The sequence below is a fragment of the Halorubrum sp. CGM5_25_10-8B genome (assembly GCF_005435095.1).
Lineage (GTDB): Archaea > Halobacteriota > Halobacteria > Halobacteriales > Haloferacaceae > Halorubrum > Halorubrum ezzemoulense.
The window spans coordinates 174,872-196,225 of the sequence record NZ_SGTY01000005.1; the positions used below are offsets into that span (position 1 = coordinate 174,872).

The following is a 21,354-nucleotide window of genomic DNA, read 5'->3' on the forward strand; positions in this document are numbered from 1 at the left end:
CGTGATATTGCGTCGATGTTTACGTGTTTGTCGTGGCTGATCTCTCCGGGTTCTCGACTGACTGACTCGACACAAATGATATCTTACTTATTTATTCATAGATGTGTAAAGCACATGAATAGAAAGCACCGAACTCCCGGCAATTAGGCCGGCTATTCCACCATAGAGCGGAGCGATCTCCAAGGAGGGAGCAATCAAATACCCGCTAGCAAATCCTAGCGGGTCAAAAACTACTGCGAGGATTATCAATTGAACCGCAAGGTCCTTTGATTGGAACCACCTGATCATTCGTTTCTCTCCCTACCGCGGATAGTAATATCACCGTTCGTAGTAGTTGCTGTAACACGGTGCGTACCGTTTCCAACCATCCGGTCGACCGCTGACCCGGACTCAGTTAAATCTGCTTGGAACCCGTTGATTGTGGTGTCGCCATTGGTTGTGTCAAGCGATATTGCTGGCTCCGCGGTTGCTGGCAGGGTAATTGAGATATCACCGTTTGTGGTGTCGGTCTGGACTTCAACAAGTTCAGATGCTAAAAGTGTGATATCACCGTTTGTTGTATCGGCAGTGACGCTCTCGGCCCCGCTAGTTTCTATATCGACATCACCGTTCATCCCCTCAGCAGTAAGGTGTAATCCTTCAGGAACGGTCAGTGTCAGATCCATCTGTAGCGGGGACGAACCGAAGGGAAGGAAGCCACTATCCTCCGTGTCAACGGTGAGCGACAGGCGATCGTCGGATTGGTCGGCTTGTAGCGTGATGCGTTCTAGATCATCTTCGCTTGCTGCCCGCTTTGTGCCGTTGAGCTGGATCGTCTCACGCTGTGTATCACGAATCGCAATGTCACCGTTTACGCCTTGGACATTAATTTCTGAGATGTCGGTTCCGTCATACTCTCTGGTAACCGTAGTTTCAGCCTCGAGAGATCCGGACGTACATCCTGCGAGAGTGGCAGTTCCGGCAGCGATACACGCACCAAGCAGATTGCGTCTCGACAGTCTTTGTCCCGCCCAGTCAGGACTGCTCATACGGGCCCATGGCATACATCGATAATAAATCGGCTACTCGTGTCTCAGGCTCAGAAGCACGTACTCGCAAACCGGTGGGTGGCTGCTTAGCTATTGACCTCTTCCACGCCCTGAAGGACGTGGAATCCGTCCACCGGATTCGGGCTGTCAGTGCCCTTTGGTTTCAACCCGCCTCATGGGGAACCCCCCAAACATACGGGCGAAACTCTCGTTTTCTCTCCTTTATACGGCTGTGGCGCGGTCAACAACGCCCCATCGGAATCCGTGTCATTGCCGGGTGAACCTCCGCAGTTCACCGCCCCTTGTGGTTCGGGTCGGCATCTCACCGATTCCATAGTGTACACTATAACGCCATCACAGTAGTAAAATTACGGAGAAAGGATCTGTTGAAATCCCATTCTTCAGATATATTTTCGCCTGAAACAGCGGTTAATGAGAGCTGTATGTGTTGCGTAGTGAGAAATACGTCGAAATTACTATTCAATAGTCTAAACAATCGCCAATATGTCGAAGCTGTCTCTGATAAGTATAATACTGGGGATTGTGCTGCTCGGAGTTGCTGGATACATGGGATACTCTCAGCAACAAAGTCTCTCATCCGGGGTACAGATTGAAGCCACGGTAGAGAGCAAAGAAGTCACCATGGATTCCTCAAAAAGGGGGGACAGGTACACCCCCCACGTCACTTACAGCTACACGTACAACGGAACCGAATACACTTCCGACAACATCAGACCGGGAATAGGAACAAAAGCGTCCGACACAAGGACTGCCGCGGGAGACAGAATTGACCGGTACAATGTCGGGGAGACAACCACGGCCTATGTCGTACAAGGCTCGCCCTCGAAATCGTATCTTAAGAAACAGAGTAGCCCTCTACCACTTATATTCGGCATCTTAGGCCTATTCCTGATCGGAAGACCAGTCTACAAATCCGTCGCTTCTTAACCTCGAACCGCTCCGTTAGGGTGATGTCCTTCCGCTTGGTTGCTAAATTACTACTTCATATTCTGGCTCTAAGTCTCGCACCTGATAAGTTCCAACACGCCTCCGTGAAACGCCGAGTTTCAGATAGTGAAACGCGTCAGTACAATGTATCACATCAACACGAGATGGATCTAGCGTGACACTCAATATTGGTTCATCGCTTGCGGGAGGAATCAGCCGTGTCGCGAATCGTAACGGCTTGCTGTTGCTGGTCGCATATTTGCTGATCGGGGCTGCGTGGCAGATTCCGTTTTATAGTGCTGTCGTCACGGGGCTTGAGCAGTCAGGTACGCCGACAGGGAACGTAGCTCTCCCGGCAATCGACGCCCCGCTTGCTGTTTCCGTGAGCGCAGCTATTCTCCTGTTGCTGGGGCTTCAATGGCTCACGATTGTCACGATTCGAACGTTTGTCGGCGGTCATACACAGGAAATTCCGTCAGAGTACTACACGCGAAACATTGTGCCGGTCGTCCTGAACTCGCTTGTTGGGGGGCTCATATACGCGGTTCTCATGCTCGTCGGGTCAGTGCTCTTTGTTATTCCTGGAATCATCGCATACGTTGCGTTCATCTTTACGCTCGTGTACGTCGCGGTAGAGGACAAGAACTTCATCGCCGGTTTTCGGAATAGCTGGCAGCTAACACGCGGTCATTGGCTGCGGCTGTTCGGATTATTATTAGTAGTTGTCGCTGGGATTGGGCTCATCTCAGGTGTGTTAACAGCCATGACATCGTTAGTGGTCGGTGCCATTGCCGGGGAAGGAATAGGAATCCTGCTGTCTGGTGTTGTCGGACTCCCGTTTTCGCTACTCATCCTTGCGACCCTAGCAGAAGCGTTCACCCAACTGCGAGAGAGTAAAAAAGAGATGGTGACATCGTAGATTGTATCGACGGTAATCGCAGTGGTACGGTTACGGAGAATTGAGGAGAAAGCCTCGCGTTTTAGCGCGGGGATGAATCCGACACTACCCGTCACAGTCCACCGTTCGATGGCACGGCTGGATATTCCACGCTGAGCAAATACATAGCTTCAAGCAAGTTAGTCTACATAGGTTACGTATAGCGAAACAGGTCGTTACCCGCACCTATACTGCTTCCATACGGAACCAGTCTCGGGTGTAAGACGACCTTGATTCGCTCGGGTTCGCCGCCTCGAAACTCTGGAACGTCGGACGGTGGACGTGTAGTCGGATCTGGGATGAAATCGGTCACATTCCCAACCACAACGAACTCACCACGTACCTCAAAACCCACGAACGCTATGATGACCTGTATTCGCAGTCAAGTCAGCGAGTCCTTCAAGAACTCGCTGAGGCGTTCAACGACTGGTACGGCAAACGACGTAACGGAGACACGAGAGCGAACCCGCCCGGCTACCGTAAACACGGCGACGAACACCCGCGTTCCACAGTCACGTTCAAAGCCGCTGGCTTCAAACTCGATACCCAGTACAACCGCGTCCGACTCTCAAAAGGATCGAACCTGAAAGAGTACTGGTCGGATTTTGTCCTGTGTACGTACCAAACTCGCCCCGACGTTGACCTCTCCGCCGTGGAGAACGTCCAACAAGCTAAGATTGTGTGGACGGGCGACGACTGGGAACTACACTTCGTCTGTAAGGTCGAGATCGACGTGGATGAAGCCCCCGGTGAGAAGACGGTGGGTGTTGATCTCGGTATTAACAACTTTGCCGCGCTCGCGTATGAAGACGGTCACAGCGAGCTGTACCCGCTGAACTGCTTGAAACAGGACGACTACTACTTCAGCAAGCGAATCGCTCTGTGTGACGACTCGAATTCCGATCAGGCCACCGGGCTGAACCAGAAGAAATCGGCTCGCCGTACCCACTACTTCCACACACTCTCGAAACGTATCGTCCAGCGGTGTGTTGACGAGGAAGTTGGAACTATCGTGGTGGGAGATCTCTCTGGCATCCGTGAGGATGAGGAGAACGCCGAGTCAAAGGACTGGGGCATACACGGGAATCTTGATCTACACTCGTGGGCGTTCGACCGTTTCACAGACCTTCTCGAATACAAAGCCGAAATGGAAGGTATTACGGTTGAACAAGTGTCTGAGCGGGATACCTCGAAGTCGTGTTCGTGCCGTGGTCGGAAGCGTGACGCAAACCGTGTTGAACGCGGACTGTATGTCTGCGATGAGTGCGAGACTGTGGCGAACGCGGACGTGAACGGTGCTGAGAACATTCGGCAGAAAGTATCTCCAAGTCCTGCCACGGATGGCGGTGATAGGAGTAACGGCTGGTTGGCACAGCCATCGACGTTCTTGTTTGACAAAGAAACTGGTGCGTTTGTACCTCAAGAACAGGTCACGTCGTAAACCACAATATCCCAACCCAGCGGTGCGGTGCCATGGGAATCCTCGCCCTTCAGCGCGGGGAGGATGTCAATTGCTGAAGAGTTCCACAAGGCCGCACTCTTCAATTAAAACTCACCTCAAAATCGTCTGTCTGAGGATCCAAGCTTCCTATCCACGCCCGAATAAATCCCATTGGGATCAGATATACCAGTAATGTAGGCAATGAGCTGAGGTCGCTATCGATTGTGAATGCGATACCGGCTAAAACCAACGTCACGGGGGCGAGTACGTATACAAATATCAAGTACAATTCAGTGAGTGGGGCGTACACAAACGCCAGCGGGTCTGTCGGTGATTTCTGTTTGTATGATTGCTCAGCAACAAAGTGCCGCCAAACACGGCTCAGCTGAAACAGCACGATGCCAGCGATCGCGAGGCCGACTGACGCGGGTAGGTCCGAACCAAGACTGTATCTGGAGGCAACAGAGCGGATTATAACGCCGACAATCACGGCATTGAAAACAACTTTGGACCAGACAAATTTGATATTTCGGCAGTATACTGGTGGGAACAAGCCAATCAGCTGACGTGGGGTCGGGTCGGTGTCCCACATGTCTCCGTCCCGACCGTCTACTGGTTTCGGAGTAAACAACGCAATAGGAAAAAAGAAGAGCTGGATAATCGCTACCTCGATGAGATACACCAGTGCGATCTCAACGAGGTTCCACTGAAACACGACCACTCCAACAATGAGTCCAAAATTCAGTATGAGCCCAAGGAAAAAGTCGCTAGACTCTCCCAGTTCTCTGAACGTGGTATCAACAACCGATGTCCAGCTGCGTTCACCCATTTGCTAGTTGGTTTGTTTTCACACGTTCATGCTTATTTTCATTTCCAAACAGAACCTGCTAGCTAAGGTCTGTGGCCAGCACGTTTGGTGAAATAAGACGCGACTCCGGTGTCGCCTCGCCCCAGCAAACCCAATTCGATACAACCACTATTACCGGTCGAAACTGAGCAACATTGAACGACCCGACGATGAGTGAAGATATTATATAGATCAAGGAGAATACCTGCGGCTTCAGCCGCAGGATGAATCCGACAACTCGGAGTCAATCTACACTACAATAGCCACACTGAGATTTGGCAATCCGCATCTTAAAGTGACAGGCAATCCCACGTATAGATAGGAATCAGACTGGGAACAGAGCGACTCCCGTTAGTCCTACGATGGCGGCCTGTCCGCCCCAAGCAATGAGACAGTAATCGGAACCAGTTGGGTGAGCGGTCGGTTCTTATAATGAACCGATACAGTGCCCGACTGCTGTACGCACCACAGAAAGTAACTCCAAGTCCAGCGAAGTCTGCCGGACTCCCCGAGGAAAAAACAACTCCGGGAGTCCGAACACGATAGAGGATAGGAGTACCGGGGGCTTGGCACTCCCAGCAGTCCCACCCGTCACAGTCCGTGAACCCCACACGGATTCTCACCGTGTCGGAGTTCGGTGGAACTGTAAACCTGAAATCTCCAACGCTCAGGATTCCTCCGCGTTTACGCGGAGGAGGATGTCAAATGCTTCGGATACCTTCCTGAATTATGACTGGGGCACCCCTCAGGCTCCAACGAGCGGACGAAGCCACTCTCTCTTATGTCGAAACTAGACTTGAAGCGAATGGCTTGCCGTCTCAGGACGTACGGTCGAAGCCAGACTGCTTCTACATCGGCTACGACGGCGACGAACGGATAGGCGTCGTAGGTATCGAATTGTATGGGACTGACGGTCTTCTACGGTCGGTTGTCGTCGAAGAAGCTGTGCGAGGCCAGGGATATGGAGCAGCACTCTGTGCGGTTGTGGAAACGGAAGCGCAGTCTGCCAGCGTTGATACGCTGTACCTGTTGACAACAAACGCTTCTAGTTTCTTTGTCGACTTGGGATACGTGGAAATAGATCGAAGTACAGCTCCAAGGGCTATTCAGCAAACTACAGAATTCGACGATATCTGCCCTTCAACAGCTACCTGTATGAAAAAAACTCTGTAGCACCAGACCTGTTCTCTAGCTCTTCTGTACTGAACGATTCGTGAGTCATCTGTACTGAGCGATTCCCACTATGTGTAAGGGGTCTTCGATGACCACCTGTTTGTGCCAACTCATGAGCCCTAGACACCCCCGAGAAGGATGTGCTCGACGACATCTGCGAATGTAACCTTTTCGCGCACCTGCTGTATCTCGACGGTGACATGCCACCGCTAGGAGCGGTGACACTGGCAGGTGCCGCCGCTTCCTTCGCTACACAGGGCGGAAGCGACCTGTAGGGACGCGCGCGGCGCGAGAAGTGCGCGATGGAGCATGACCCAAACGCGGCGACGCCGCAGCACGCCGCCTCTGTCCTCGTGGCGTGCGGCCTGCTCGCGACGATGCTCACTGCGGCATTCGCATTCGGGAGCGGTGGTCCGGCCACTGCGGCGCTGCTTGTTGCCGGTGCGAAAGGCGTGTGAAATATCGACCTCGAGGAGCCCGGAGAAGAGCCGTCAGTCAGTCGTGGGTCCGGAGGTTCGTCACGTCCATCAAGTCGGTGAGAAGTCTCGTCTCGAAGTCAAAATCGGCGACGATGAGTTCGGCACCGGTGGAGCGCGCTGTCGCGGCGATGAGGAGATCGCGGGCAGCCATGCGCTCACCGTCATCCATCAACTGGTCTTGTATCCGCGTGGCTTCGAGGGCGATCTGGTCGTTGAGTTCGAGCGACTGAACGCCACCGAAATCCTGCCGGATCGCGACGACATCGGTGGTCCCAGCACTGATTTTCCCGTTGAGCACCTCGAAGACGCAGAGCGCGGACGTGAGGTAGGGCTGTCCGCGGTCCTCGACGAATTGACGGTGTCCGGGACGCCTTCGAGCATGTCGATGACGACGGAGGTATCGAGGAAGATCACCGCTCAAAACTCTCTCGCGAGCGCTTGACGGCGTCACGTGCGCGGTCGGCGGCTTCCGGGCTCCACGCGCCGATGTTGATCGGATTCTCGGTCTGAGCGAGGCGTTCGAGCAGCTAGTCGAACGTCTCGTCATCCCGTTTCAGGCTCTCTAGCATCTCCTTCGTGTCGTCAGAGACGCGGATTGACGTACTCATGTGTATACAAACTGTATACACGAGTTATTATCTTTTGGCGCTATCGTTGGACCGGTGAACCGCCTCAGGGTCAAGCCCCGAGGCTTCCCGTGGTACAGTTATAGGTCACAGACAAGCCAGATCTTCGAACGGGCCTACGCGGAACCGTCGCGGAACCGTTCGATCGGGATATCGGAGACGTCATCATAATCGTCGTCACCGCCAACGAAGAGCGTCGCGTCAACATGTTCAGCCGTTGCCAGCGCGAACGAGTCGCCAAGCGTAGGATTATACTTGAGCGTATACTCCGAGGCGTCCGTCCAAGTATCGGCGACATCTACCGTTTTGATACCGAGATTAGTCAGCCAGTCGAGATACTCGTCGGCTGTGTCGCGGTCGTACTTTCGGGCGATTGTGTACCGGATCTCAGCGAAATTCACGTAGCTGGCGTAGCCGACGGTGTCCTCGACTGCGACCGCGTCGAGATACTCTTCTACAACCTCGCTGCCTAGTTCATCGTCGGCGTGTGCTATCAGCGGCTCAGCGCCGAAGACAACGCGGTCAGGAGCCGACATTATTCTTCAGTTGAGAACTGCGAGTCACGTTCATTCCGGTCCTGGTCGCGTTTCTCTTCGAGAATCTCGGACGCAGGCTTGTCTGTACTCGCTTCGCTACGGGCGGCAAAGCCGCGCATCTCGCTCGGTGAGCGGACCTGTTCAACGATCACCTCTCCATCTTCGGTTTCCCGGAACAACACCTTCCCAGGCGCTTCGATCCCGAGCTTTTCGCGGAACCGTTTTGGGATGGTCGCCTGGCCGTGCTTAGTGACGGCGACAATCTCTTTTTCAGAGTCATTTGGTTGTTCTGACTTACTCATAGTTCATAATTAGATCTCAATCATAATCAAATTTTCTTCTTATTGACAAATAGTTGTTACTCCTCTGTCGGATGTTTTGGTCGAGTTCGAGGTGTGGTTCGGCTTTTGAGGAACGCGAAATACTAGAGTCAAACAGTCCTCGAACGCAGCGGTTCGATTACCCGTTGTGGTCAATATATCCGGCTTCCCATTCAGTCCGAGCTTCGATCTCTCTCGTGCCCCGGCGAGTAGTGCTGTACTCGTTGGTCCGTCGGTCCCGCTGGCTTTTTTCGATGAGTCCCTTCTCAACGAGCGTGTCGAGGTTGGGATAGAGCCGCCCATGATGGATTTCCTTTTCGTAGTAGTCCCCGAGCTCGTCTTTGATCGCGAGTCCGTGGGGGTCATCAAGTCCAGCAACTACGTACAGCAGATCGCGCTGAAAGCCAGTGAGATCGTACATGTCTCAATTTATTCATTCGGGTTTTGAAACACTATTGATCTGGTGACTGCGTGTTATAGAATACGTTTCACACCGTTTAAACAGTGATTTTTGACTGCTTCATCTCACGCTTAAGTCGGAGGAGTACCGTATTTTCGTCTCCATAGTCTGGCTATCGTGGGGCAGATGCTACAGCAGAGACTAGATCTCGGTGGAGAGTGTTTTCAGGTTTGCTGTCGCGAGCTCGTCGGTTGCGATAAGGCGAAGTCGGGGGCGACCGATATCTGGTGGGACTTTTTCAGTCTCGATGAGGCTAGCATCTTCGAGTGCTGATTTGGCCCGTGAGAAGGTTGCTTTCGAAGCGATACCTGTATCCTCTCCCCATTTCGAGACGTCGTAGAGGAAGACCTCGTTGCGGGCTGCGAGGATAAGCATGATCTCGACGATACTGAGGTATTCGTTGCTGTTGGAAATTTCTTCAGCGTGTGCGAGGACTTCGTCGAGCTCGGCTGCGATATCGTCACCGATCTCTTCTCGGAGCGTCTGTTTCACTACTGAGAGGGCAGGTGCCCGGAGGTGACCAGCCCGCTCGAATAGGATTCAGCCATGCTCCCACCCATCGAGAACAAAATATTCTGGCGAGCGCACACACGCTTCGTTCGCACGGCTGCGTGTCGACTCCGAATCGAGCGTGACCAAGCGCAAATCATGACGGAGATTCGCGGAGAATCCCTTGTATTTCAACGTCGAGGTGATATCAACGCGAAGCTCACCCAACTCTCTGCGGTGACAGATCCGCACCGCGAGCCGTATTCATACCGTGTGATCACCGCTAACGCGGCTTCGATACCGGCGTGTCTGATCGAAACCTCGGCGCTGAGAATCTCAGCGTCAAGCGGTGCTACGGCTGTCTCACTAGTACGACTCGTCGATCACGGTGGTGCCGGTATCATCGATTACGTTGACCGTGTCGCCACCGTTGTTCCAGATCGCCCTTGCGCTTTGGCCCCAGTACAATTCTGCTTCCATATCATCGCCAGTCCCGGAGTACAGGGTCACCTGCGCGCCCGACTGAAGCGTAAACCCGTCGGGGAACTGGTACTCTTTCGACGTCGCATCTGACACAGTGTAGCCGGTGAGATCTAACGCGCTGTCACCGCTGTTTTCGAAAACAACGTTTTCCTGTGGCTCCGCGAGGTCGTCACCCTCGGTATCTTCGTTTACCGTAACGAGGTCTAACGAGCCGCCTGCCGAAGGATCATCAGCAGTAAACGGTGTGAACAGCTCGCTGAACCCAGCCGTATCGAAGTTTGTCGTTGTCGGAACTGTCTCGACTCCGGTGAGATTGTTCTGTGCGTCGGTCACCGCCGTATCCGTGAGTTCGACATCGGTGCCTAGCTCACTCACTACCGGATCAAAGTTGCTGAGTGCGTCAGTGTCGGCCGCACTCCCAAGGAGAATCACCGCCCCACCGGCGGCAGCGAAGTCAGCGACCGCCGTCACCTCCGCTGAGCTCAATGCTTGAGTCGGTGTCGAGAGGATCAGCGCGCGGGCCGCCGGAGTGCCGTCTGCGGCAAGCAGATCTGGGCCAGGATCACTCGCCAGATCGACGACGCCTTCGAGATCGATGAACGCCTCGTCCCCGGGCGCCTGTCCTTCGAGATACCGCAGATAATACGCGGCGTCCTCGGCAGATACAGCGAAATCAGCCGCGAACTGGCCGTGCCCGCCGTCGACGATCACCGGGCCGGTCGCGTCGCTAACGTAGTCGATCACGTTCGTCAGGAACGGGAAGACGCCGTAGGCCCGGATGCCAGGCCCGCCCTCACCAGCCTCAAAGGATTCTTCGATCAGCGGCCCTCCGACCGCAGCGACGTTTGCGTCGGGATCAACGGCGACCAGTGACTCGCCGTCCTCTGACGCAACCGGCTCTTCGGGTCCAGAGACAGCGACCGGCTCCGGGAAGAACAGCTCGTCAACGGGGTCGTCACGCCGCTCATCCGTAGCCGCCTGATCGGCGATCTCCCAGATTCCTTCACCACTCGCACGCGCGTCCTGTTCAAGATCCCAATACGCATCATGCTGACTTAGGCCCGAGTCATAGACCCGTGCCTCGCCGGCTTCGATCACCTGTTCGTTGTACACGGTCCCATCCGGGAGTTCAAGAAAGCCGAGGAGGCGTCCGAAGTTGCCGCGTAGGCCTTCCCCCTCGTCGAATGACAGCGTCACCGTCTCGCCGGCAAGTTCGTTGACTGCGTAATTTGTTGCGTCGTCACCTTCACTTTTCAGCGCTGGCCCGTCGTCGATCCCCTCGTATTCTTGGAGGCGTTCGGTGGTGTCTCCTGTTTCCGGGGTGTCGATGCCGACAATACGAACCGTATCAACGGTGCCGTTTTCGAAGACAATGTCAACGGTGTCACCGTCTGCGACATCAGTCACATCGACTTCATACGTTTCTGATAGGTCTAATTCGACACCAAGCCCATCACGATCCACGAACAGCTCGGGGAACGCCTCGGTGTTGAAATTCGCTGTCGTCGGGACGAATGGTGCCCCCGTGTTGTTCTGGTCGTCAAGTACCTGATCGTCGTTAAATCGGAAGTCAACGTCTAACTCCGTGGCGATCTCGTTCAGATTGTCGGTCGCGTCGAAGTTGTTGAAGTCCGACTGATCATGAAGGAATACGATACCTCCTCCATCGACGAATCCCGACAACGTGGTGAGTTCGCTCTCGGTGAACCCGTTGGACGGTGAGGTGATGACTACCGCATCAGCCCCACTTAGATCGGCTTCGATATTATCTGTCACTTCGTAGACGTAGCTGTTGGTTTCAGCGTACTCACCAAACGCTTGGAAGTCATCACCATCGTTCGGTGCGACGGTATAGAATTGACCGTGACTCTCGTCGTGGAGCACGGTTCCGGTCCCTCCGAGCAGTTGGTCGTAGAGGTTGAGTAAGAACTCTTCGTTGCCGAACTCGAAGAAGTTGGTATCGGTTGCTACAAACGGTCCAGTTACGCCGACAACACTGCCGTCAACGGCAACGACAGGAATGTCGACATCGTCGGGGTACGACACCGCATCATCGTTTCCGTCTTCGTCACTGTTGACCGCAGGTGGCTCAGCCTGAATTGGGATGATAGATTCGTCAGTGAGCGGCTCTTGGTTCGCATCCAGCAGGCTGCTGACGGAGTCGAGCTGGACCGATGGAATTGTTTCTGTGGGCGGGGCCGGCTCCTCGTCCGGATCTTCTCCGTTGGGATCGTCATCTGCTGCCTCGATTGTCAGTGTGGGAGCGTACTCATCACTCTCGATCCCGGTTGTGTCAAGATACAGGCCGACCGAAACCGACTCGCCAGCGCCGAGTTCGACGGCATTTGCGTCCGAAAGCGGCGTTTCGGGATTATTTGTGTACAGAGTTAGCTGGTCGTCGTTGAAAGCTGCGCTGCCAATAGTCGTCCAGACGAACGTGGGATCTTGGCTGTTGTTCGTGACCTCAACGATGTCGTCGAAGGTGTACTCCGTATCAACACCGACACCCAAGCCGTCATCACCACTAATATCAATCACTAATGCGTCACCGGAGTCGTCGGTGAACTGCCCGTTTTCCTCGCCCGGGATGAGGGCTAAAAACGAGTTCGCGTCGTCGGCAACGCTAATGTTCACCTGTCGGTCCGCCGATGCTGTTGAGAAGGCGCCGGTGCCAAGTGCTGCGCCGGTGCCGGTCGCTGCGCCAAGGCCGAGCAAAATCGTGCGTCGTCTCATTGGTAACCGTGGACTACTGAGTACTGGCGTCCGGTGTGCCTGTGGTTCCTGTGACCGACACTGCGAAAACAGCGCTGAGTGCCGACTGCCACTCCCACACGACTGACTACCCCCCGTCTGTCCACATAACGAGAGTATGTTTAATTGATATTAAACATTGGTATCTCCACCCCCCTCGTGTATAGATAGCATAATAGAGGTACTAATTTGCTGTTCGCGAACACCAGTTTAGGACAAATTCGCTGCTGGTGACAGTCTCGGGGGGCTATCAAGGCACTCTCCCGGTGCAGAAGGCGAGGTGCTACAGATCGCGGACATACAGAGTCTATTGTTGCGCCGGTGATGGGTGCCGGCGCACACGTGCCGGCGATGATCGATGTCGACACGGAGCCAACTCAGATTCGTCGAACGTGGACCAGGACGGCGAACCAGCTGATAACGACCGCGTCGCTCAGGTGTATCGACATTCGGACGGCTACCCGGAGAGCGTGCTTCGCGATCTTGCGCAGTTGAAGGAACTTCTCGACTCGACCCTCGCCGAGCGAGGACCGGGGTACACGGCAGCGTCGTTCGTGTTCCTCGACAAGCTCTCGACGATCGACCTGTATCTGGATGGTGACCCAGATCGAACGATCGAAGCAACACAGCCAGCGGATCTCCTTGACTCATCCAATATGGAGCATCTCGACCAGCCGATGTTCCTGCTGGGACACGGCGTCGAGAATCCGGCTGACGGTATCCATGGCGACGAGGAGTATCTCTACGTCGTCGAACTCCCTACACGGAACCTGTTCGACGAGCCGACCGAGTGGACCGTCAAAGTGAGCGGTCACTCCGCGTTCCCCCGCTGGGACGGCCCGACCGACAAGGCCTTCGAGCAGGCCAGCTGGCAGTTCCACGGCCCGCTTGAGCATGCGCTCGAAGAGATCGTCGCCGAGCCGGCGTGAACGCTCAGCTCGCTCAGATGATGCCGCCGATGACGAGTAGTCCGACGGTGACCAGCAGCGTCGCGACAACACTTCCCCCGGCCAGCCACTTGTTCTCCATCGCCTTCTCGTGAAGTGGCATCGCGGCGTACTCTTCGCGGAACGCCTCGAGGTTCTCCTCGTCGTAGAAGTACTTCATCTTCAGCGCGAACCGTTCCGTCACCGCACAGCCCGTACAGACCGGCTCGCCTTCCAGCCGCTCCGATTTGATGTGACTGGAGCAGGCGATGGCCCCGCAGTTCAGACAGTAGGTGTACGTCTCATCGACGCCGCTCGCGTCACAGTGGACGCACCGATGGATGCCGTCCTCGGCGGTCACTCGTGACGGCCCTGCCGCGTAGTACTCGTAGGGATAGGTGTACTCCTGGACGTCGGTGGTGTGTCGAACCTCGGGAAGGTACACTGGTTCGATCGACTGGACGGAGATATCCGAGCGGTTCGGCTCACAGGTCTTGTTGTACGTGACGTTGTTGTCGCCCGTGTAGGTCACCGTCGTTGTGTGGTGCTGCTGGAGCCGCTCGACGGCCCACTCCTTGTACTCCGTGGGTCTGCCCGAACCGGTGCTCCTCGACGTCGTCGAACACCTCTCCGAACTGCTCGGCATCGAGGTCGACCGTCGCGTGGAGATTCTCGGTGACCAGCGTCCCGACGTCCTCCTCGACGACCTGCGGCTGCCCGCGTTCGGCGTGGGCGACGAATCGGCTCCGGTCGTTGATCCGGTGGACGACGCCCACCGACGTCTCGAAGACAGCGTTCGTGTCCGCGGTGACCGCGACCACCGGGCGGAACGTCACCGATGAGTGTGGGTCTGGGAGGTCGGCGGCCTCGATGTTCTCGATGTCGCGGAACGCCTCCATGACGGGCGCGTCGACGTCGGCGGCCGGATCGTACGGGCGGAGCGTCTCGTCGCAGAGAATCTCGATGCGACCGTTGTAGAGGTCGAGGCCGATCTCGTCGGCGATCTCCCGGAGGTCCTCGCCATCGAGTAGCTCGATTGGATGTGGGTCGTCGTTCTGCTGGAGGCGGTCGGCGTACTCCTGAGCGGGGTTCGTGAACCGACCCGTGGTGACGACCATTCCGCGTTTCGGGCCGTCGAAGTCGAACGTCGCGATCGCCGAGTGAAGCTTCTGGACGACCGGCCGTCCGACTGTCTCCGTGTGCTTACACTCAACGATGATCGCACGCCGGGTGCTGTCGACGACCTCCTCCATGATGACGTCGCGACCCTCGTCGGCGGTCTTCGCAGCCTGACGAACATTTTTGTAGCCGAGGTTGCGGAACACGTCCTCTATCACGTCCTCAAACTCGAACCCCGAGAGGTCGTCCAGTACTGCCATCCGATGGTTATCGGACAGTATCTTGCTACAACTAAATACATTGCCGACGGTGGCGATAAAGTCGCGACGATGGGGGGCGGGCTCCCTCGCCGGGCGATTCGCTGGAGAAACTCTGTCGGCACGGCCCCATGGATCAGCGCGTCGAACGCGCCATGTACGGAGGCGTGTCGCGGAACGGCCCAAAGGGCTGGAACATGAAAGCCCGCGAGAGGCGAAACCGAAAACGCGCTCAAGGCTGTCGTCGAAACCAGATTCATTTTAGCCTGAAATGGGCGCGGGCGGTACAGAAAGCGCCCATATGCTCGGGAGGGGCGGTCACGAGCGACGCGGAGGGGGGAAGCGGTGAGCGGGGCATGTCATAAGAAAGAACCTGTTCAACCGGGATGCTCAGTCACACAGCCGACATTCTGGTGGACTCAGAAAGGGTGGGGCCATCTTGGTCGTCCCCAACCCTCCGAGCACCACAGGCACGAGGAGCGCAGCGGCGTCCTCATGAGCGGAGTTCCCGCGAGTGTAACGAGCGGGAGCACGGAAGAGGAACGGAGTGAGTCTTCAGGAGCGAACGAGAGCCAGCGAGACGTAGTCTCGCGCGGTCGCAGGATGCCGAGCGGCCGAGAGCTTTCAGATATCGTCACGGGCGCTGGCTGTTCGGCGTCGGCACTCGGAGGCCGGTTACGGAGAATTCGGGGGGAGGGCCTCGCGCTTTATGGCGGCGAGGAAGTCAATCGCGAGAGAGCCAATCACTCAACGGACGGTGCCGTCTCGTCGGTCCGCCCAGGGATTTCAACCTCTATTTCCAGCTCCTGTTCGCCGTAGCCTTCGTACTCGACTTCAAGCTCAACTGGTTCACCGAAACTGAAGGGGAGCTTCCACTCATCACCGGTTATGGTTAGTTCATCACTCTCCTGAAGCTGCTCACCGATTTCAACTAAGAAACGCCCTGCCTCAGCGGCGGAGAGGCGGTACTCCTGTTCGAAGTCTCGACCCTCTCTGATGAGAGTCAGGTCGCTCTGTGTCTCGTCTTGAGCGTCAGCGTCGGACTGCGTCATCACGTATTATTTTAGGCGGGCCTAAATAAATGGTGTGGTACCGTCACTAGACAGCGAGCAGTAAGGATACCGGGGGTACCTCTTGGGACAGCTCATTGCGCTACGCCCCCTCAAGCGCAATCGCCCGTCTCGGGTTCCCCTTCGAACCCCGTCTGCTGGCGCAGGCGTTCGAAGGAGGCGCTACCGACACAGGACGAGTCTAAACGCGTCTAACAGTCAACGAACGACGATACCAGAACGAAACGGTCGTGATAACTGAAGCATCGGTCCAAGTCCGGACAGAGCGGTCGTCACCGCGATCGGTTCACGTGACTGTGTCCACGCTTTTTGATTTCGTCTTGACGGCGATATCCGCGCAGAACAGGAAACGGACGTACACAGCCCCGGCACGGGGCGTTCGGGTGATAGCGGCGTCCGGGTTAGATTGCCCGGTCATTCGTCCTCCCGAGCCGCGATGACCTCTGCGACACTCTCGTACTCGGGTTCGTGACGGAGACACGCGCTCGTCCGTCCCGGCCCCTCATCGTAGCCGCTGGGGTGTTCCTCGTCACAGCGCGATCCAAATGCCTCGCGCAGTCGTTGGGCGGCTACCGCGTCGTCACCGGCTCGCGCGTGTTCGAGTGCCTCTTCGATGACGGATTTAGCTGTTGGCGACAGGTCGTGCTCCGCGAGGAGTTCTTCGACAGTCTCGGTCAGACTCTCCCCGGCGGCGTCAAGACCGACGAGGCTCTTGAGTGCCGCGGTCGCTGAGCGCTCGGATCGTGCGCGGGTCCGGAAAAGGACGCGCAGTTCGTCCAGCGCACGCCACGTCCGTTCCGGGAACTCCCACTCGTCGGGTCTGATTTTGGCGGGACAGCGCGTCGCAAACGGACAGCCAGCAGGAGGGTCCCGCGGACTCGGGGGCGTTCCACGCAGGGTGACGCGCCCACCCTCCCATGGCGAGCCGCTTCCGGGGATAGCCGAGAGTAGCGAGACAGTGTAGGGGTGTGCGGGATTCTCGTATACCTCACGGGTTGGGCCCAGCTCCACGATGTTACCCAGATACATCACGGCGACCCGGTCCGCGATATGGCGCACGACGCTGAGGTCGTGAGCGATAAAGAGGTAGGTCAGCCCAAGCTCGTCCTGAAGATCCTCCAGCAGGTTGATGATGCGCGCCTGTACGGATACGTCGAGCGCGCTCACGGGCTCGTCGAGCACGAGGAAATCCGGCTCTAACGCGAGCGCCCGAGCAATGCCAATACGCTGGCGTTGCCCGCCCGAGAACTGGTGCGGGTAACGGTAGAAGTGATCCTCCGTCAACCCCACCTGCTCAAGAAGTTCGAAGGCGCGCTCACGGCGTAGCTCCGATTTGTGCCGCTTGACGGCGACCGAGACGGTCGTCGTCCCGTCACGCCTCACGCTGACGTTCAGGTCCTCAGCCGTGAGCGGGAGTCCCTCGCGCACGGTGACCTTGGTGCCGTCGCTGCGGAGCCGAACGGTGATGTCGGCGGCCCGGTCGGGGCGGCACGGCGTCACGTCGCTCCCCTGCACCTCCGCATCGACGTCCTCTACTGCGACCCGGAGGAACGGCCAATCGTGGGTCTTCAGAGGCTCTTTAATGATTTCGCCAACAGTCATCCGCTCGTTCAGGCTCTCTTGTGGGTCCTGGAACACCATCCCGACGCGGCGTTGCCAGCGCCGTCGTTCACGCCCGCTCAGATCGGTCACGTCTGTCCCCGCTGCGGTGACGGTTCCGTCGGTGGCGTTGTTCAGCCCCAGAATCGTCCGCCCGAGCGTCGTCTTCCCACAGCCCGATTCGCCGACGAGCCCGATAGTCTCGCCCTCGTGGATGTCGAGAGAGACGCCATCAACCGCCTTTACAGGTGGCGACGACCGGATGAATCCATCCTCTTCGTAGTATGTTTTCAGTTCCTCGACGGAGATCACGGGGGGTTCGGCGGTGGTCACGCCGAATCACCCCCGCTGACGGCTTCGCTGCCGTCGAAGACGGTCCGTTCGGCCGCCCCCCCGCTTCCGTCCTCGTGGAGCAGGCAGGCAGCAGAGCGTTCGGCTCCAACGTCGACATGTTCCGGGGGCTTTTCACGGCACTCGGCAAAGGCGTATGGACAGCGCGGCGCGAACCGACAGTCCTCGGCCCGGCCGGTCGGCGTCGGAACCTCCCCCTCGATCGTCGGGAGCCGCTCCGCGGCGTTCGTCCGGCCGGGAATGCTCCGTAACAGCGCCTCCGTGTAGGGATGGGCCGGCTCCGAAAACAATATCCTAGTTGGGGCGCGCTCAACGATTTCGCCCGCGTAAATAACATTCACCCGGTCGGTGGCGTCCTCAATGACGCCCATATCGTGGGTGATGAAAAGGATGGCAAGGTTCTCCTCGCGTTGGAGGTCAGCAAGTAGGTCGAGAATCTGGGCTTGGATGGTGACATCCAGCGCCGTCGTCGGCTCGTCACAGACCAGTAGGTCGGGGTCACACGCCAGCGCCATCGCGATAACGGCGCGTTGTTGCATTCCTCCCGAGAGCTGATGGGGATACTCCTCGACGCGGCGGCGCGGGTCAGGAATTCCCACGTCCTCCAAGAGTCCGACCGCCCTTTCTGTCGCTTCGTTCCCACGGAGGCCCTGATGGATGCGTAAGGCCTCCTTGATTTGATTACCGACGGTGTAGACGGGGTTCAGCGAGTTGGAGGGGTCCTGAAAGACGATGGCGATATCTCCCCGGTGGCGCTCCCAGTTGTCGTCGGTAAGATCATCGCCACGGAAACCGATCTCGCCTCCCTCGATGCTGCCGGGCGAGTCCACAAGCCCGAGTATGGAGCGGGCAGTCACCGACTTACCCGAGCCGCTCTCACCGACGAGCCCGACCGTCTCACCCTCGTGGATGTCAAAGGAGACGCCGTCGACGGCGTGTATTTCCTCGTGCTCAGTGTGGAAGACAACCTCTAAGTCGCGGACGGCAAGGAGTGGCTCCTCGTTTGGGCCGACACTCATGCCCCACCACCCCGCCCGGCCGCGCCGTCCTCGGTCGTGGCGTCACTCTGTGGGTCAATGGCGTCACGGACGCCGTCACCCAGCGCGTTGAAGCCGGTGACGACCAGCGTGATGAGAAGGCCGGGGATCAGGGAGATATGCCACGACCCAGTCGCGACGTAGTCTTGGCCGAGGTTGATAGCACGCCCCCACTCTGGCGTCGGGGGCGCGATGCCCAACCCCAGATACGAGAGCCCTGCGATAGAGATTATCGCACCCCCCAGCGTCATCGACCCGTAGATGAGCAGGTAGCCCGTGATGTAAGGGAGCATGTGTTTGCGCATGATGGTTAGCGGCCGCTGGCCGAAGCTCCGTGCGGCGTCGATCCACTGGCGCTCGGAGACCTGTAACGCCGGCCCCCGCAGGGAGCGCCACATGTAGGTCCATCCGGTTCCGGCAAAGATGAGCGCCAACACGAAGCCGCCGCTGTATATTTCGGCCAACCACGTCCCACTAAGAACTGTCGTGAGCATGATGAGAAGCAGCAGCTGTGGCATCGCCATCACCGAGTCGGATGCGAGCACTAACCCCAAGTCAGTACGACCCTTGTAGTAGGCTGCCACCAGCGCCAGTGACGCCGCAATACCCGCACTCAGTCCGACGGAGAGGAGCCCGATGACCAAAGAGAGTCGCGAACCGGAGACGATGAACGTGAAGAGGTCTTGTCCCGAAGGGAGTGTCCCGAAGGGGTGGAACCGTCCGAAATCGTCGTACTCCATCGGGAGCACCCGCTCGGGGTTGTCGCCCCGCGATTGGGAGGCGAGATTCGCCTCCCCGACGAGCGTCGTCTGTACCGCTTCGGCCTCACTGTCCCAGTACGTTATCTCGTTGGAGTAGGAGTTGCGCATGTTCTCGTCGACAGTTGTTGGCCCGAGCACCGGCGCGAAAACGGCCATCACAACGAACATGAACACAACCACGAGCCCGAAGATACCCCACTTGTGCCCGCGGAATCGGTCAACCATGTCGTCGCGGGGGGTCCAGTCCGCCGTGCGATACTCGCGGCGGTAGAGGCGGTAGCCGAGAATCACCCAGCCGGCGAACGCGAAGGCGTAGAGGTAGACCAGCGCGGCTCGAATCCCCCACGCAAGGCCGGGACGCAACCCGAGGAATGTACCGACCCAGCGGCTCCCGTTCCAGTAGCCGTCGTTGGGTATTACCTCCCGGGAGAGCAACGTGGGGATCTGTTCCACCGCAGTCTCGACGGCGGTGACGAACGCGGCTCCGGGCAACGGCGTCACCGCGAGGAGATCCCCGAAAACGCCGATAATAAAGCCGAACAACGCCCCCGCCTCTATCATCAAGAGGACGGCCCCGATTGCGGCCCAGACGGCGGCCGGTGAGTTCGTCGGAAGCAGCGTTCCAGAGGTTGTTTCGTGTGCGCGCGCCATCTCAGTTACCCTCCAGCCCGACGCGGGGGTCGATGAGCGTGTACAACAGGTCTTGGATGAGGTTAATGCCGACTATCATGAGTATGAACACGTACATGAGCGTCCCCACGAGCGGGAGGTCGCCCTGAATCGCCGCTTGGTAGAACAGGTTGCCGATCCCGTTGATGCCGAAGACCGTCTCCACTAACACCGACCCGCCGATGAGCAGGAACGCCTCGCTGGTGATGATCGGCACGAGAGGAACGAGCGCGTTGCGCAGGATGTGCTTCCAGACGAGCGCGCGGTCCGAGACCCCCTTCGCTTTCGCGAGGTCGATGTAGTCCTCGTTTCTGACCTCCAATACCGCCGTCCGCCCGATGCGCATTTCGTTGCCCATCGAGGCTGAGCCGAGGACGACGGCCGCCGGGAGGACCTTCTTTGTCGCCGCGAGGAAGCCGTCGACGGTGTTGAGACGGGAAAGGTCCGGACTGCCGCTGATGGCGTCTATGCTCGGCCCGATCGTCTGCCAGTCGAGATTTAAGGCGAAGAAGTCGCCCGCGGCAAGGGTGTACGCGCTCCCGAGCACCGTCAGCAGCATGATAGCGAGCCAGAAGTTCGGCATGGCACGCCAGACGATACCGCCCATCGAGGCGACGTAGTCCGAGGCTGTGTTCGAGCGCATCCCCGCGTAGAAGCCGAGGGGGACGCCGACGAACACCGCGATGAACACGGACCAGAAGCCTAACCAAAGGGTACGGGGCAGGAAGTCAAGGATGAGCGCGTTCACGTTTGATCCTTGATAAAGAAGCCAAGTCTGGCCCAGATCGAAGACAGCAAGGTTTGACATCCAGTTGAGGTAGTGTTGAAGCGGGGGTTGGTTCAGCCCCAACTGGATCTGGGCAGCTTCGTAGGCGGCTGGGTTCCGGGTTTGACCCTCGCTAAGCAGCCGGGATGCCGGGTCAACGGGGCCCATAAAGATGATGAACCACGTCATGGAGGCCCCGAGCCATACCACAGGAACACTCATCAGCAGGCGTTTGCCGAGATATTTGAGCTTGTTCACGGTTCCGTCTCGTCGCGGTAGGG

16 protein-coding genes and 4 pseudogenes are annotated in these 21,354 nt (G+C 57.5%); 5 read left to right on the top strand and 15 right to left on the bottom strand.

Features of this window, described 5'->3' with window-relative positions:
- Nucleotides 1-284 precede the first annotated feature (284 nt).
- Nucleotides 285-1,028 carry a DUF4097 family beta strand repeat-containing protein gene (locus EXE51_RS06410; protein ID WP_094552384.1) on the bottom strand — a complete coding sequence of 248 codons (744 nt, stop codon included), beginning with the start codon at nucleotides 1,026-1,028 and terminating at the stop codon, nucleotides 285-287.
- Between the two features lie 504 nt (nucleotides 1,029-1,532).
- Here EXE51_RS06410 and EXE51_RS06415 point away from each other — a divergent pair.
- The 3 genes and pseudogenes from EXE51_RS06415 to EXE51_RS06425 all read left to right on the top strand — a co-directional run bounded on the left by EXE51_RS06415 (nucleotide 1,533) and on the right by EXE51_RS06425 (nucleotide 4,354).
- Complete coding sequence (locus EXE51_RS06415; protein WP_080508728.1) at nucleotides 1,533-1,976, top strand: DUF3592 domain-containing protein; 444 nt, start codon at nucleotides 1,533-1,535, stop codon at nucleotides 1,974-1,976.
- Nucleotides 1,977-2,151: 175 nt separating this feature from the next.
- On the top strand, nucleotides 2,152-2,895 hold the full coding sequence (locus EXE51_RS06420; protein ID WP_241990596.1) for a hypothetical protein: 744 nt from the start codon (nucleotides 2,152-2,154) through the stop codon (nucleotides 2,893-2,895).
- A gap of 178 nt (nucleotides 2,896-3,073) precedes the next feature.
- Nucleotides 3,074-4,354: pseudogene (locus EXE51_RS06425) on the top strand (RNA-guided endonuclease InsQ/TnpB family protein).
- A 100-nt stretch (nucleotides 4,355-4,454) separates the two neighbouring features.
- Here the strand turns inward: EXE51_RS06425 and EXE51_RS06430 are convergent.
- Entirely contained in the window at nucleotides 4,455-5,183 is a 729-nt protein-coding gene (locus EXE51_RS06430; protein WP_049933346.1) for a DUF6498-containing protein, read from the bottom strand.
- A 747-nt stretch (nucleotides 5,184-5,930) separates the two neighbouring features.
- On the opposite strand from EXE51_RS06430, the gene arsN2 reads away from it, so the two are divergent.
- On the top strand, nucleotides 5,931-6,374 hold the full coding sequence (gene arsN2 / locus EXE51_RS06435) for an arsenic resistance N-acetyltransferase ArsN2 (protein WP_080508672.1): 444 nt from the start codon (nucleotides 5,931-5,933) through the stop codon (nucleotides 6,372-6,374).
- A 495-nt stretch (nucleotides 6,375-6,869) separates the two neighbouring features.
- Here the strand turns inward: arsN2 and EXE51_RS06440 are convergent, their stop codons facing one another.
- From EXE51_RS06440 to EXE51_RS06470, 7 genes and pseudogenes are all read right to left on the bottom strand, one after another.
- Entirely contained in the window at nucleotides 6,870-7,304 is a 435-nt protein-coding gene (locus EXE51_RS06440; RefSeq protein ID WP_241988273.1) for a PIN domain-containing protein, read from the bottom strand.
- Nucleotides 7,264-7,461 (bottom strand): annotated as a pseudogene (locus EXE51_RS18225) (antitoxin VapB family protein). Before EXE51_RS18225 ends, EXE51_RS06440 begins: the two are co-directional and overlap by 41 nt.
- Nucleotides 7,462-7,595: 134 nt before the next feature.
- Nucleotides 7,596-8,015 (bottom strand): PIN domain-containing protein, encoded by a 420-nt coding sequence (locus tag EXE51_RS06450; protein ID WP_137692264.1) that lies wholly within the window; start codon nucleotides 8,013-8,015, stop codon nucleotides 7,596-7,598.
- On the bottom strand, nucleotides 8,015-8,317 hold the full coding sequence (locus EXE51_RS06455; protein ID WP_099289277.1) for an AbrB/MazE/SpoVT family DNA-binding domain-containing protein: 303 nt from the start codon (nucleotides 8,315-8,317) through the stop codon (nucleotides 8,015-8,017). Before EXE51_RS06455 ends, EXE51_RS06450 begins: the two co-directional genes overlap by 1 nt.
- A gap of 157 nt (nucleotides 8,318-8,474) precedes the next feature.
- Nucleotides 8,475-8,756: a helix-turn-helix transcriptional regulator gene (locus EXE51_RS06460; RefSeq protein ID WP_137692265.1), complete on the bottom strand. Its 282-nt coding sequence runs from the start codon at nucleotides 8,754-8,756 to the stop codon at nucleotides 8,475-8,477.
- A 180-nt stretch (nucleotides 8,757-8,936) separates the two neighbouring features.
- Nucleotides 8,937-9,287, bottom strand: coding sequence for a DUF5821 family protein (locus EXE51_RS06465; protein WP_241990598.1), 351 nt, complete (start codon nucleotides 9,285-9,287; stop codon nucleotides 8,937-8,939).
- Between the two features lie 363 nt (nucleotides 9,288-9,650).
- Nucleotides 9,651-12,500: a lamin tail domain-containing protein gene (locus tag EXE51_RS06470; RefSeq protein ID WP_137692266.1), complete on the bottom strand. Its 2,850-nt coding sequence runs from the start codon at nucleotides 12,498-12,500 to the stop codon at nucleotides 9,651-9,653.
- A 376-nt stretch (nucleotides 12,501-12,876) separates the two neighbouring features.
- On the opposite strand from EXE51_RS06470, the pseudogene EXE51_RS06475 reads away from it, so the two are divergent.
- A pseudogene (locus EXE51_RS06475) lies at nucleotides 12,877-13,447 on the top strand (hypothetical protein).
- A gap of 13 nt (nucleotides 13,448-13,460) precedes the next feature.
- On the opposite strand, the pseudogene EXE51_RS06480 reads toward EXE51_RS06475, so the two are convergent.
- The 6 genes and pseudogenes from EXE51_RS06480 to EXE51_RS06505 all read right to left on the bottom strand — a co-directional run bounded on the left by EXE51_RS06480 (nucleotide 13,461) and on the right by EXE51_RS06505 (nucleotide 21,331).
- A pseudogene (locus EXE51_RS06480) lies at nucleotides 13,461-14,823 on the bottom strand (restriction endonuclease).
- Nucleotides 14,824-15,563: 740 nt separating this feature from the next.
- A complete protein-coding gene (locus tag EXE51_RS06485) occupies nucleotides 15,564-15,872 on the bottom strand; it encodes an amphi-Trp domain-containing protein (RefSeq protein ID WP_137692268.1) in 309 nt (102 codons plus the stop codon).
- A 432-nt stretch (nucleotides 15,873-16,304) separates the two neighbouring features.
- Nucleotides 16,305-17,822 carry an ABC transporter ATP-binding protein gene (locus EXE51_RS06490; protein WP_137692269.1) on the bottom strand — a complete coding sequence of 506 codons (1,518 nt, stop codon included), beginning with the start codon at nucleotides 17,820-17,822 and terminating at the stop codon, nucleotides 16,305-16,307.
- On the bottom strand, nucleotides 17,819-18,859 hold the full coding sequence (locus EXE51_RS06495; protein ID WP_137692270.1) for an ABC transporter ATP-binding protein: 1,041 nt from the start codon (nucleotides 18,857-18,859) through the stop codon (nucleotides 17,819-17,821). The genes EXE51_RS06490 and EXE51_RS06495 overlap by 4 nt, the downstream gene beginning before the upstream one ends.
- A complete protein-coding gene (locus EXE51_RS06500; protein WP_137692271.1) occupies nucleotides 18,856-20,289 on the bottom strand; it encodes an ABC transporter permease in 1,434 nt (477 codons plus the stop codon). Before EXE51_RS06500 ends, EXE51_RS06495 begins: the two co-directional genes overlap by 4 nt.
- Nucleotide 20,290: 1 nt before the next feature.
- A complete protein-coding gene (locus tag EXE51_RS06505; RefSeq protein WP_137692272.1) occupies nucleotides 20,291-21,331 on the bottom strand; it encodes an ABC transporter permease in 1,041 nt (346 codons plus the stop codon).
- Nucleotides 21,332-21,354: the final 23 nt, after the last annotated feature.